12 protein-coding genes are annotated in these 12,129 nt (G+C 71.0%); 6 read left to right on the top strand and 6 right to left on the bottom strand.

The genetic code is table 11. From position 1 onward, the window contains the following. Positions 1-13 precede the first annotated feature (13 nt). A complete protein-coding gene (locus tag E8A49_RS18030) occupies positions 14-1,402 on the top strand; it encodes a Gfo/Idh/MocA family oxidoreductase (RefSeq protein WP_293384690.1) in 1,389 nt (462 codons plus the stop codon). Between the two features lie 70 nt (positions 1,403-1,472). Here the strand turns inward: E8A49_RS18030 and E8A49_RS18025 are convergent, their stop codons facing one another. The 3 genes from E8A49_RS18025 to E8A49_RS18015 form a co-directional block, all read right to left on the bottom strand. Further along, positions 1,473-2,693 carry a pyridoxal phosphate-dependent aminotransferase gene (locus E8A49_RS18025; RefSeq protein ID WP_293384687.1) on the bottom strand — a complete coding sequence of 407 codons (1,221 nt, stop codon included), beginning with the start codon at positions 2,691-2,693 and terminating at the stop codon, positions 1,473-1,475. 182 nt (positions 2,694-2,875) lie between these two features. Beyond that, positions 2,876-3,628, bottom strand: coding sequence for a hypothetical protein (locus E8A49_RS18020; protein ID WP_293384683.1), 753 nt, complete (start codon positions 3,626-3,628; stop codon positions 2,876-2,878). Between the two features lie 10 nt (positions 3,629-3,638). After that, the gene (locus tag E8A49_RS18015) at positions 3,639-4,250 is read right to left on the bottom strand and encodes an OmpA family protein (RefSeq protein WP_293384680.1); all 612 of its coding nucleotides are present in this window, start codon (positions 4,248-4,250) and stop codon (positions 3,639-3,641) included. A 303-nt stretch (positions 4,251-4,553) separates the two neighbouring features. On the opposite strand from E8A49_RS18015, the gene E8A49_RS18010 reads away from it, so the two are divergent. From E8A49_RS18010 to E8A49_RS17995, 4 genes are all read left to right on the top strand, one after another. Then, positions 4,554-5,675 carry an FAD-binding oxidoreductase gene (locus E8A49_RS18010; RefSeq protein ID WP_293384678.1) on the top strand — a complete coding sequence of 374 codons (1,122 nt, stop codon included), beginning with the start codon at positions 4,554-4,556 and terminating at the stop codon, positions 5,673-5,675. 49 nt (positions 5,676-5,724) lie between these two features. Continuing rightward, positions 5,725-6,669 carry a carbohydrate kinase family protein gene (locus E8A49_RS18005; protein WP_293384675.1) on the top strand — a complete coding sequence of 315 codons (945 nt, stop codon included), beginning with the start codon at positions 5,725-5,727 and terminating at the stop codon, positions 6,667-6,669. Then, positions 6,669-7,319 (top strand): class II aldolase/adducin family protein, encoded by a 651-nt coding sequence (locus E8A49_RS18000; RefSeq protein WP_293384672.1) that lies wholly within the window; start codon positions 6,669-6,671, stop codon positions 7,317-7,319. Before E8A49_RS18005 ends, E8A49_RS18000 begins: the two co-directional genes overlap by 1 nt. A 69-nt stretch (positions 7,320-7,388) precedes the next feature. Then, the gene (locus tag E8A49_RS17995) at positions 7,389-8,111 is read left to right on the top strand and encodes an Ig-like domain-containing protein (RefSeq protein ID WP_293384669.1); all 723 of its coding nucleotides are present in this window, start codon (positions 7,389-7,391) and stop codon (positions 8,109-8,111) included. On the opposite strand, the gene E8A49_RS17990 is transcribed toward E8A49_RS17995, so the two are convergent. Beyond that, on the bottom strand, positions 8,108-8,773 hold the full coding sequence (locus E8A49_RS17990) for a heme-binding beta-barrel domain-containing protein (protein ID WP_293384665.1): 666 nt from the start codon (positions 8,771-8,773) through the stop codon (positions 8,108-8,110). The two genes, E8A49_RS17995 and E8A49_RS17990, sit on opposite strands and share 4 nt — an antisense overlap. Positions 8,774-8,919: 146 nt before the next feature. On the opposite strand from E8A49_RS17990, the gene E8A49_RS17985 reads away from it, so the two are divergent. Continuing rightward, positions 8,920-9,930, top strand: a complete 1,011-nt coding sequence (locus E8A49_RS17985) for a TIM44-like domain-containing protein (RefSeq protein WP_293384662.1) — start codon at positions 8,920-8,922, stop codon at positions 9,928-9,930. On the opposite strand, the gene E8A49_RS17980 is transcribed toward E8A49_RS17985, so the two are convergent. Then, positions 9,927-10,664: a sensor histidine kinase gene (locus E8A49_RS17980; protein WP_293384659.1), complete on the bottom strand. Its 738-nt coding sequence runs from the start codon at positions 10,662-10,664 to the stop codon at positions 9,927-9,929. The two genes, E8A49_RS17985 and E8A49_RS17980, sit on opposite strands and share 4 nt — an antisense overlap. Positions 10,665-10,802: 138 nt before the next feature. Then, positions 10,803-12,059, bottom strand: a complete 1,257-nt coding sequence (locus E8A49_RS17975) for a Xaa-Pro peptidase family protein (RefSeq protein ID WP_293384656.1) — start codon at positions 12,057-12,059, stop codon at positions 10,803-10,805. Between the last annotated feature and the right edge of the window lie 70 nt (positions 12,060-12,129).

Below are 12,129 nucleotides of genomic sequence, written 5' to 3'. Positions count from 1 at the left end.
TGGACGGCTCACGATGGCCGGCTTCACACGGCGGGGCCTCTTAGGCGCCGGCGCGGCGGCCATGGCGGCGCCGGCCTTCGCCCGCACCATCTCGCCCAGCGACAAGGTCAACATCGCGGTGATCGGGGCGGGCGGCCAGGGCGCGGCCTGCATGGGCAAGCTGACTGGCCAGAACATCGTGGCCACCGCCGACGTGGACTACGACCACGTGCTGCACGCGCTCACCGACCGCAGCGGCTGGATCAATCCCCAGAAGCAGCCGCTGAAGGACGGCTACGACAAGGCGACCCGCTACGCCGACTACCGCAAGATGCTGGACAGCCAGAAGGACATCGACGCGGTGCTGATCGCCACGCCCGACCAGCACCACGCGGTCGCCGCCCGCATGGCCATGGAGCGCGGCTACCACGTCTACGTCCAGAAGCCGCTGACCTATACGGTGGAGGAAGGCCGCAAGCTGCTCTCGCTGGCCCAGGCCAATCCCAAGCTGGTCACCCAGATGGGCAACCAGGGCCACTCCGGCGACGATGGCCGGCGGGTGATCGAGCTGATCCGCGGCGGCGTCATCGGCCAGGTGCGCGAGGTCCACGTCTGGACCAACCGGCCGGTCTGGCCGCAGGGCGTCAACCGCCCGCCGCCGGAGTCCAAGCCGGACAGCTTGAACTGGGACCTGTGGCTGGGCCCGTCCACCGTCGACTGGGGCTACAACGCCGCTTACGCCCACTTCAACTGGCGCGGCTGGACGCCCTTCGGCTGCGCGGCGCTGGGCGACATGGGCGCCCACCTGATCGACTTCCCGTTCTGGGCGCTGGAGCCTGGTCTGCCGACTCGCGTGGAGACCCGCCACAGCCGCTGGCCCGGCACGGCCAGCCTCTGGGACCTGAAGCAGCCGGCCAAGCTGGAAGGCTTCCCGCTGGCCACCGTCACCCACTACGAGTTCGGCCAGGCCAAGGGCGGGCCGGTGACGATGATCTGGTACGACGGCGGCATCCTGCCGCCGACGCCGCCCGGCTTCCCCGCGGAGCTGAAGATGAACCCCGACGGCGGGGTGCTGTTCGTGGGGTCCAAGGGCATGCTGATGCACGAGACCTATGGCGAGAAGCCGCAGCTGATCGGCGCGGGCCTCGACGCCAAGGCCGCCACCGTGCCGCGCACCCTGCCGCGCATCCAGGGCGGCATGGCCGGCCACGAGATGAACTGGGTCCGCGCCATCCGCGGCGAGGAGAAGATCTCCTGCCCGTTCGAGTACGGCGTGCGCCTGAACGAGACCATGATCCTGGGCATCGTGGCGCTGAAGAACGAGCAGGCCATCGAGTGGGACGGCGCGGCCGGCCGGGTCACCAACTCGCCCGCCGCCAACGCCTACCTGACGCGCACCTACCGCGAAGGCTGGTCGCTCTAGCGGCCAAAACGAAACGGGCGGACCGCTCTGCAGCGGCCCGCCCGGTATTCCGCGCCTTGACGAGGCGGGTCTAGGACAGGAAGGCCTTGCCGCCGGCGCCCTTGATCGAAGGCATGTCGAGGGCGGCGGTGGTCGCCGGCGCGTCCATCACCTTCTTGAAGGCGGTGCGGAAGGCGGCCATGTCCTCGGGCGAGCCCACGGAAATGCGGACGGCGTTGGGCCACACCGGCCAGACGCGGCCGATGTAGACCTTCTCCTTCTGCATGGCGGAGATCACCGTCTTCGCCGGACGCCCGGTCTCGATCATGAAGCAGTTGGAGACCGGATTGCCGACCGGCTTGTAGCCGTTGGCCTTCAGCCAGCTCAGGGTCTCGTTGCGGCTGTCGGCGATCCACTTCTTGCGGGTCGGGATCAGGTCCTTGTCGGCGATGGAGGCCCGCGCCGCGGCCAGCGCCGTCACCGGCATGGCGTTCTGGTAGTAGGGCATTAGTTGCGCCAGCAGGTCGGGCCGGGCCACAGCCACGCCGCAGCGGATGCCGGCCATGCCGTAGATCTTCGAGAAGGTGCGCAGGACGACGATGTCCTTGCCCGCCGCCACCTGGTCCATGACGGTCTGCTCGTCGGACAGGTGGATGTAGGCCTCGTCCACCAGGAGGACCGAGCCCTTCGGCTTGTTCTCCAGCGCCCAGAGGATGTCCTCGCGCGCGGTGACCGTGCCGGTCGGGTTGTTCGGGTTGACGATGTAGATCAGGCCGGCGTTCGGATCCGCGGCGACCATCTTCTTGACGTCGTGCGCATAGGTCGAGGTCAGCGGCACCTTGTGCACCGGCGCCTTGCTGATCTGTGCAGCCATGTTGGCCGATTCATAGGACGGGTCGGCCATCACCAGGCTCTTGGTCGGCGAGGTGAAGGCCAGCGTCGTGTAGTGCAGCGGCTCGGATGAGCCGGCGTAGACGGCGACGTTCTCCGGCTTCACGCCGTGCATCGCCGCATATTCGTTGGTGAAGGCGTCGAGGTAGCCCATGCGGTCGTAGCGGCCGCCCAGCGGGCCGATCTTGCCGATCGCCTCGCAGGCCGCCTTGCACGGGCCGAGCGGGTTCTCATTGGCGTTGATGATCACCGCGTCGGGCGGCAGCACGCCCATGGACTGCGAGGCGAGCTTGGCCCAGGCCATGTCGGCCTCGCTCATGATCGGGGCGGCCGTCGCGATCGCCGCGCCCCACAGGAAGGCCCGGCGGCCCACCTTCGGAAGCGCTTCTTGAACCGTGTCAGCCTGGGTTTCTTCGCTCACCGCCGGTCATCCCTCTTCTTCGGTCGCGGCGGCTCACAAGTCCGCACGCGGAACAGCGCTAGGGATTGCGAACCGGGCCTCGGCGCCTGGCAAGCGGAATCTGTCCGGAGGTCCGGGACGCGCCCGCCCGCCCGCCCGGCGCCTAAGCCGCGCGCAGGAACTGACTGTCCAGAGGTCAGAGATCAGCCGCCGGCGTGGGGCCGCAGCAGGTCCGACCAGCGCCAGTCGCCGCCGCCCATCACCAGGCGCCCCGAACCGCCGTCGTTGAGCGACAGGAGGACGAGGCCGTGCACCCGCTCGGCGCGGCAGGTCTCGGGCGCGAAAGCCACCTCCCACATGATCGCCTCGCGCACGGCGGCCAGGCCATTGCCGTCCTGGCCGGAGCTGCGGATCCAGTCGCCGTTCCAGACATAGAGCGCCCGGCGGCCCTGGCCCGGCGCGTGGTCGGCCTCGGCGACGGCGGCCTGGATGCGGGCGTCCTTGCGCAGCGCCGCCTGCAGCCGGCGGACCATGTCGCAGGGCTGGCCGCCGGCGCCCGCGCCGCTGCCCTCGGCGGTTCCGGACCCGGCCGTCGCCGCGGAGGCCACCTGGGCCTCGCTGAGCGAGGGCGGCGCGGGCGTGGGCTCGGGCCGCTCGCTGGCCGGGATGGGTTTGACGTCAGGCCGGGGCGGCGTCGGTTTCACCGGAGCCTTCGGCGGCTCCGGGGGCGTGGTCGCCGCCTGGGCGGCGGCCGGCGGCCCGCCGTGGTCGGGCTCTGGCGTCAGGCCCACCAGGGCCACCACCATGGGCGGCGGCTCGGCGGGCAGCGTCTGATGGCGCGCCGAGAGCAGTGCGGCCAGCACCGCCAGGTGCGCCGCCAGGCTCAGGGTCAGGGTGAGCAGGCGCCGTCGCCCCGCCGCGCGGCGGCGGGGCGGCCCAGCGCCTGTCGGCCCCACGGACCCGACCTTAGGTCAGGACGATCAGCACCACCCGGCGGTTGGCCTGACGCCCTGCGCGGTTGGTGTTGGGCGCAGCCGGCTGATCGGCTCCGTAGGAGATGGTGCCGATCCGGTTCAGCGCGACGCCGTGCTCGTTAAGATAGCGGCGCACCGCCTCGGCCCGTTCCTCGCCGAGCTTGTAGTTGAGGTCCTTGTTGCCCGTGGCGTCGGTGTGGCCCTGGACCTCGACGTAGACGTTGCGGTTGTCGGTCTTCAGCTTGTCGATGAAGGCGTCGAGCCGGGCCTGGGCCTCGGGCGAGAGGGCGGCTTTGGACACCCCGAACTTCATCGAATCGTCGGTCAGCACCTCCGAATAGAGGAACTTGCCCTCGGCCAGCTTGCCCGCCGCCTCGGCCCGTTGCAGGGCGTCGCGCGACGTCTGGTCCAGGTTCGCCAGTTTGGCGTCATGGTCGTTCACGCGCGTCGAGACGTCGGACACGCGGTTGTTCACGTCGTTCACCTGGGTGGAGACTTGGCCCACCTGCTGATTGACGTATTTCTTGGTGGCGCAGCCGCCCAGGCTGACGACCCCCAACACCATCGCCCCCGCGATAACCACCCTCGACACACGCTGGCTCATTCAAATTCCTCCATCGCAGTTTATTGCCAAACCGCAGTTAGCCTCCCAGCGCTGCAATGATGTGAGGTTGAAGAGGGCGGTTTCTGAGTCTGAAGAGGGCCGTTTCTGGGCGCAGCTTGGCCGTATTGGACGCGTTCCTGGGGTAACGTTCCGAAAAGGCTCGCCTAATCTTGCCGGTGCGCGGGCTGAACTCGCCGCCGATCCCGGCGATCTCGATGCGACGTGGAAACACCGCGAAGGCTAGGCCCGTGGGGCGGTGAGCCGCTATGAGAGGCGCCAATCCGCCGCCGGGAGCCGCCGCCCTTGTCCGCCTTCGATGTCCTGATCATCGGCTCTGGGATCGCCGGGGCCGGAGCGGCCTACGAACTGTCGGCGGGCGCCCGCGTGCTGCTGCTCGAACGCGAGGACGCCCACGGTTATCACACCACCGGCCGGTCGGCGGCCCTCTACATGGAGACCTATGGCAACGCGGTGATCCGCGGCCTGACGCGGGCTAGCCGGGCGGCCTTCGAGGCGCCGCCGGAGGGGTTCGCGAGCGTGCCCCTGCTGACGCAGCGTGGGGTGCTGCACATCGCCCGCGCCGACCAGCTCGACCTCCTGTCGCAGGTTCCGGAGAAGGCGGACGGCGGCGAGATGATCGCGCTGGACCAGGCCGCGACGCTGGAGAAGGTCCCCGTGCTGCGCGCCGACTATGTGGCCGCCGGCATGTACGAGCCCGCGGCCATGGACATGGACGTGGAGGCCATCCACCAGGGCTTCCTGCGTGGCGCGCGGACCAGAGGCGCGGAGGTCCGCACCGGCTGCGAGGTGACGGCGATCGCGCGGGAGGGCGAGGGCTGGCGGGTCGCCTGCGCGTCCGGCGAGACCTTCACGGCCAAGATGCTGATCGACGCCGCGGGCGCCTGGGCCGACCGGGTGGCGGCGATGGCCGGAGTGCGGCCTGTGGGCCTGCAGCCCCTGCGGCGCACGGCGCTGATCGTCGACGCGCCCGAGGGGCTCGATATCCGCGCCTGGCCGGCGGTGATCGACGTGAGCGAGGAGTTCTACTTCAAGCCCGACGCCGGCCGCATCCTGGCTTCGCCGGCCGACGAGACACCCAGCGACCCGACGGACGCGGCCCCCGACGAGCTGGACGTGGCGATCTGCGTCGACCGCATGCAGCAGGCTGCGGACATCCCGGTGCGGCGCGTCGTGCGGTCCTGGGCGGGCCTGCGCAGCTTCGTCGCCGACCGTTCGCCGGTGATCGGCTTCGACGATCAGGCGCCCGGCTTCTTCTGGCTGGCCGGGCAGGGCGGCTATGGCGTGCAGACCGCTCCCGCCGCCGCCCGCGCCGCCGCGGCGCTTGCCCGCGGCCAGGCCCTGCCGGCGGATATCCTGGCCGAGGGCGTCACCGCCGAAGCGCTGTCGCCGGCGCGGCTGCGCTAGGGCCGTCGCCTGCTATAGAAGGCCTAGGCGCCTCGCTGTCGGAGACCTCATGGGCCTGGACCTGCTCTGCATCGGCCTGACCACCCTGGACGTGGTCGCCCGGCCCATCGACCGCCTGCCGGAGCGCGAGCAGACGGTGATGGTCGAGGGCATCGAGATCGTCCCGGCCGGCACGGCGGCGGGCGCGGCCATGGTCGCCGGCGCGCTCGGCGTGAAGGTCGGCCTGGCGGGCGCGGTGGGCGACGACCGCAAGGGCCGCTTCGTGCGCCAGGCTCTGGCCGAGACCGGCGTCGACGTGGGCCTGCTGGAGACCATCCCCGGCCAGCCAACCTCGACCACAGTGCTGGCGGTCGACTCCGAGGGCCGGCGGCCGGCCTTCCACGCCCTGGGCGCCAGCCACCGCTACGAGCTGACCCCGGCGGCGCAGGACGCGGCCAAGGCCGCGCGGTTCGTCCACTGGGCGGGCGTCGGCAGCCGCAACCTCGACCGCGGGCCGGGCGAGGCCCTGCTGGCGGCGGCCAAGGCCGCTGGCGCCACGGTGACCTGCGACCTGATCTCGCCGGGGCCGCGGGCGCTGGAGGAGCTGACGCGCCTCTTGCCGCACGTGGACTGGTTCCTGCCCAGCGCCGTGGAGGCGCGCGCCCTGTCCGGCGAGGACGATCTCGACCGTGCGGCAGCCTTCTTCCGCGGCCTGGGCTGTGGCGGCTGCATCGTCAAGAACGGCCGCGAGGGCTCGCTGGTCGGCCTGGTCGAACGCACGGTGAGCCTACCGGCCCACGCCATCGTCCCGCTCGACACCACCAGCTGCGGCGACAGCTATTGCGCGGGCTTCGTCGCCGCCCTGCTGCGTGGCTTCGACCCGGTCGAGGCCGCCCGCTTCGCCACCGCCACCGCGGCCTTGGTGGCGCAGGGCCTGGGCACGCTGGGCAAGCTGGAAAGCTTCGAGGCGACGCTCAACGCCATGCGCACGCTCCCCATCCACGAGGCTGCCTGATGCCGACCCCGACCGAAGCGCAAGCCCGCGAGGCCATCGTGCGCGCCATGCGCGCCCTGGACGCCAAGGGCCTCAATCGCGGCACCTCCGGCAATGTCTCGATGCGCTGGGAGGACGGCCTGCTGGTCACGCCCAGCGGCGTCACGCCCGAAGCGCTCACCGCCGACAGCATCGTGCGGCTTTCTATGGACGGGACCGCCGACCCGGGCGCGCTCAAGCCCTCCAGCGAGTGGCGCATGCACGCGGGCCTGCTGGCCCGGCGGCCGGACGTGCGCGCCGTCGTCCACTGCCATGCCCGCCACGCCACCATCCTGGCCTGCGCCGGCAAGCCGATCCCGGCGGTGCACTACATGGTGGGCGTGGGCGGCGGCTCCGGCGTGCCGATCGCGCCCTACGAGCCGTTCGGTTCCGACGACCTGGCCCGCGTCGTCGCCGAGACCCTGGAGGGCCGCTTCGCCTGCCTGATGGCCAACCATGGCCTGATCGCCGTGGCGCCCAGCCTCGGCCGCGCCATGGCCATCGCCGAGGAGATCGAGGAGCAGGCCGCGGTTTATTGGGGGACGCTGGCCATCGGCGGGCCCAACCTCTTGAGCGAGGCCCAGATGACCGACATCCTCGAACGCTTCGGGACCTATGGGCAGAAGCGCTGAGGCCCCGGCCACAGAAGATTGAAACCCTGCGGCCTTGTTCCTGTCGATCTTGCCGGGCAGTGTTATGGCATGCGCCACACCGCCGCTTCCGCCTTCGCCGCCGCCCTCGCCGCCTGCGCCAGCGCCGCGCTCGCGGACCCGCCGGCCGCCGCGCCGGCCGCGCCGGCCGCGCCGCCGCCGGCGGGCAACACCGTCTCGCCCCTGACCATCTTCCCGAAGACCGACGCACCCAAGGTGGTGAAGTCCTATCCGGCGGCGGGCCAGGCGATGTCGGCCGGCGTGCTGGTGATGACCGTCACCTTCGACCAGCCGATGAAGCCCGGGGCCTTCGACTTCGGCCCTGCGTCGGGTGGCGAGCAGCCGCACTGCCTGAAGATCCCGCGTCTGCTGGACGACACCAAGACCTTCGCCCTCCTCTGCACCACCGATCCCGGCAAGACCTACGCCCTGACCCTCAACGCCAGCGCCCAGGGCGGATTCGAGAATGTGGCCGAGCACCGCGCCGAGCCCTCGACGCTCAGCTTCAAGACCACCGATGGCGAGGGCCCGCAGGACATCCACGAGGCGATGAAGGCCGCGGGCCTACGGGACAACCTCGACATGCCGGTCCTGGAGTCGCCGGACCGCCGCAACGAGAAAGCCCCGACGGTGGCCACCCCGATCGTGTCGTCCGGCCTGGCCGGTGAATTCCGGGCGCGGATGTTCAACGGAAAGCCGGGAATCCCCGGAGGCGCCAGCTTCCTGAATAGCCTGGTCGTCCCGAACGGCCCGTCCGGCCGGACGGGGCCCTAGGCCAGTTCCGGCGCGCCGCGCTTGGCGGCCTCAATGAGCGCCAGCGGGTTGGGCGTGGGCTCGGCCACCTTGCTGAGCGTGTTGCGGTCCCGGTGGCGGAACGGCTCGGTGCGGCCGTGCACGCTCAGCATGGTGTCGGAGACGTAGCTCCAGCTCCCATCCGGATTGAAGGTGATCTGCAGCTCGTAGGAGTCCGTGCGGAAGGCGTATTCCAGGAAGGCGGTCGAGGTGATGCCGTACTCCGTCGAGCCGCGCTCGGCCCGCACGCTCAGGCCCGACCCGTCGGCCTTGGCCCGGCCGGCCGCCAGCGCCGACTGGCCGCGCGGGATCGCCAAGGTCTGCAGGATCAGGCCCGTCGCCGGCTCCCACAGCCAATAGCCCACCTGCTCGTGGAAGGTGATGTCCTCTTCCTCGGTGTTGATGTGGATGTGGTAGCGCAGCCCGTAGAACAGCTGCGGCCCGTTGGCCTGCGGGTCGATCGGCTGCATCTCGATGCGCTCGAGGTACGCGCGCCGCTCCGGCCCATCGGCCTTGGGGTTGAGGTCGATGCCCTTGCGGCCCTCCCAAACGCCGGCCAGCGCGCGCAGCGGGCCGAGGTTGGCGAGGGTGTCGGGATCGACGTCCTCCGGCTCGGTGAAGACGTCTTCGGGGAAGGGATTCATAGCGCCGGCCTTTAACGAACCTGTCCTGCGCCGAAACCTCGGGACCCGCGGCCTCCGGGTCAAGGGCCGCGCGTTTTTGCGCACGCCCTTTCATCTGGAAGCGGCTTCGGCGGCGACCTACATGAGAGGCCTCAGGGGAGACTTTCATGACCACCTCACGGTCACCTTCGAAGATGCGATCCGGGATCGCCGCGGTGCTGGGCATAGCGCTGGCGATCGGCATGCTGGCGGCCGCGCCCGCCGAGGCGCGGCGCGGCGGCAGCTTCGGCAGCCGCGGTTCGCGCACCTATTCCCAGCCCGCGCCTACGGCCACCGCGCCCGGCGGCGCAGCGCCGGTGCAGCGCTCCATGACCAGCCCGACGCCGGGCGCGACGACCTACCAGCCGGGGTATGCGGGCTATCGGCCGGGCTTTGGCGGCCCGTTCGGCGGCTCGCCCTTCGGCGGGTTCATGGGCGGCCTCCTGGCCGGCGGCCTGATCGGTGGGCTGTTCGGCCACCATTGGGGCGGCGGCTGGGGCGGCTATGGCTGGGGCGGCGGCGGGGGCGGTCTGCTGACCATCATCGTCCAGCTGCTCATCCTGTTCTTCATCGTCAACCTGGTCATGCGGCTGATCCGCCGGCGCAGCGGCTATGCGCCGGAGCCGGCGTTCGGCGGGCCGCAGCCGTTCACCGCCGCGGGCCCCGGCGGCTTCGGCGGACCGCTCGGCGGCGGGGCCGCGCCAGGGACCTATGTTCCGACCACCGCGGGCTGGGAGATCCCCATCTCGGCGCAGGACCAACAGGCCTTCGAGCGCCTCCTGATCGAGGTGCAGGAGGCCTTCGGGCGCGAGGACTATGCGGCCTTGCGCGAACGCTGCACGCCGGAGGTGATGGGCTATCTGGCCGAGGAGCTCAGCGACAACGCCACCCATGGGCGGCGCAACGAGGTTTCCGGCACGCGCCTGCTGCAGGCCGACGTGGGCGAAGCCTGGCGCGAGGGCGACACCGAATACGCCACCGCCGCCATGCGCTTCGAGAGTATCGACCTGATGCGCGACCGGACCACCGGGGCGATCCTGTCGGGCGATCCGAACACCCCCAGCCAGGCCACCGAGCTCTGGACCTTCGCCCGCCACCTGGGCGGGCCCTGGAAACTGTCAGCGGTGCAGCAGACCTAGTCGAGTTCGCTGGGCGGGGCGAAGGAGCGCGACGCGCCGGCGCTGGGGCCGCTACGGCCCGAGGCCGGCAGCGGGATGGTCAGCGTGAACTTCGCGCCGCCATCGCTCACCGCCTCCAGGAGACCGTTCAGCTGGCGCACGATCGCCTCGACGATGGTCATGCCAAGGCCGCTCGAGACCCTGGAGGCGCGTTCGGCCGCGAAGCCGTGGCTGAGGCCCTGGCCCTCGTCGGCGACGGTGAGCACTAGGCCTCCATTACGCCTCCGGCAGACGATGTGCAGCGGCCCCCGCGCGCCCCACGGATAGGCGTGCTTGGCGGCGTTCATGGCCAGCTCGTTGATCACGATGGCGAGTTGCTGGGCGATCTCGCCGGGCGCCTCGATGGGATCGGCCTCGACGTCGCAGATGAGGCCCGTGCTCTCGCCGATCAGTTCGGCCAGCCCCACCAGGAAGGGCTCCAGCTCCACCCCGCTGGCCTGGCGGTGAGCGGCCAGGAAGCGGTGCATCTGGCCCACCGCCGACAGCCGGTCGGCGGTCGCCATCAGGGCGGCGCGCGCCTGCGGATCGGCGATGCGCATATGCTCGAAGATCAGGAAGTCGGCCGCCAGCTGCAGGCTGTTGGCCAGCCGGTGGTCCAGCTCCCGGCGTTCGTCCTGGGCGCTCACCGGGCGGGTTTTGGCGGCCGCGCCATCGAAGGCGTGCGGCACCGCGTTGGGTTGCGCAGGGTCGGTCACACCTAGGGCCTCCGATCAAGGAGCCCCCCTCAACCGTCGCTCCATGGAGCGGCCAAACATGTATAGATGCCGTCAACAAACATGGTGTACGGGCGTTTACGCCCGAGGCCTTTTGGGGGCCATTTAGGGGCGATTTGCCTAGATGGGATCCTCCGGGGACCGCGCCAACGGGGTAAACAGCTTCGGCCCCTCGGCGGTCATATGCCAGCAGTCCTCCAGCCGGATCCCGAACTCGCCGGGGATGTAGATGCCGGGCTCGTCGGAGAAGCACATGCCGGGCGCGAGCGGCGTCGCATCGCCGTGCACCAGATAGGGCGGCTCGTGGCCGTCCAGGCCGATGCCGTGGCCGGTGCGGTGTGAAAGGCCCGGCAGGTGGTAGCCTGGGCCCCAGCCTTCCTTCTCGTAGTAGGCGCGCACGGCGTCGTCGATGGCGCCCACCGGCGTTCCCAGCCGGGCGGTGGCCAGCGCGATCTCCTGGCCCTTCTTCACCGTGTCCCAGACCTTGCGCTGCTTGGGTGTGGGCGTCCCCATCACCCAGGTGCGCGAGATGTCCGACTGGTAGCCGTGCACGGTGCAGCCCACGTCCATCAGGATCACCGAGCCTTCGCGCAGGGTCTGCGGCTGGTGGCTGCCGTGCGGATAGGCGCTGGCCTCGTTGATCAGCACCAGGGCGAACTCCGGCGCGCCGCCGAGCTTCACGGTGGCGCCGTCCATCAAGGCGCCGATCTCGCCCGGCGTCATGCCGACGTGGACGTTGGCGTGGACGTGGCGCAGGGCGGCCAGCGTCACGTCATTGGCGGTCTGCATCAGCCCCAGTTCGGCCGGCGTCTTGATCAGCCGCACGCCCTTCACCAGGGCGTCGCCGGAGACCACGCTGTAGGCCCCGCCGCCGGCCTCGCGCACCCCGTCGACGATGAACAGGCGCGTGGTGGACTCAAAGGCGATCGGCCCGGAATTGACGCCGCGGTCCTTCAGCGCCTGGACGATGCGGGCGAAGGGGCTCTCGTGCTCGTCCCAGGGCCGCACGTCGCCGCCGACCGCCAGGGTCTCGCGCACCGAGGGCTCCTCGAAGGCCGGGGTGACGATCACCGTCTCGCCCTTCACCGGGATCACCGCGGCGGTTGTGCGCTCGGAGCGATGCCACTGGACGCCGGTGAAGTAGTCGAGGCTGGAGCCGGACTCCATGATCATGGCGCCCACGCCCTGGTCGGCCATCGCCCGCTGCAGCCGCCCGATCCGCTGCCGGCGTTCCTCGACGGAGATCGGCTTGGCCCCGCCGGTCATGGACTTGAGCTCGCCCGCCGGCGCGGCGGCGGCGCGGGCCAGGCCGGGCAGGGCAAAGGCCGACGAGGCCGCGAGCCCCGCGGCGGCGGTCAGGAAGGCGCGGCGGCGCATCGGCGGCCCCTTGTTTCAGTGAACCTAAGCGAGACTGTGGGTTGAGTCGCAGCCCGGACCCTAGACGGTG

Source organism: Phenylobacterium sp., assembly GCF_004799515.1.
In the GTDB taxonomy this organism is placed as follows: domain Bacteria; phylum Pseudomonadota; class Alphaproteobacteria; order Caulobacterales; family Caulobacteraceae; genus Phenylobacterium.
The sequence above is the reverse complement of the archived record's forward strand: the minus strand, read 5'-3'. Positions and strand labels throughout refer to the sequence as shown.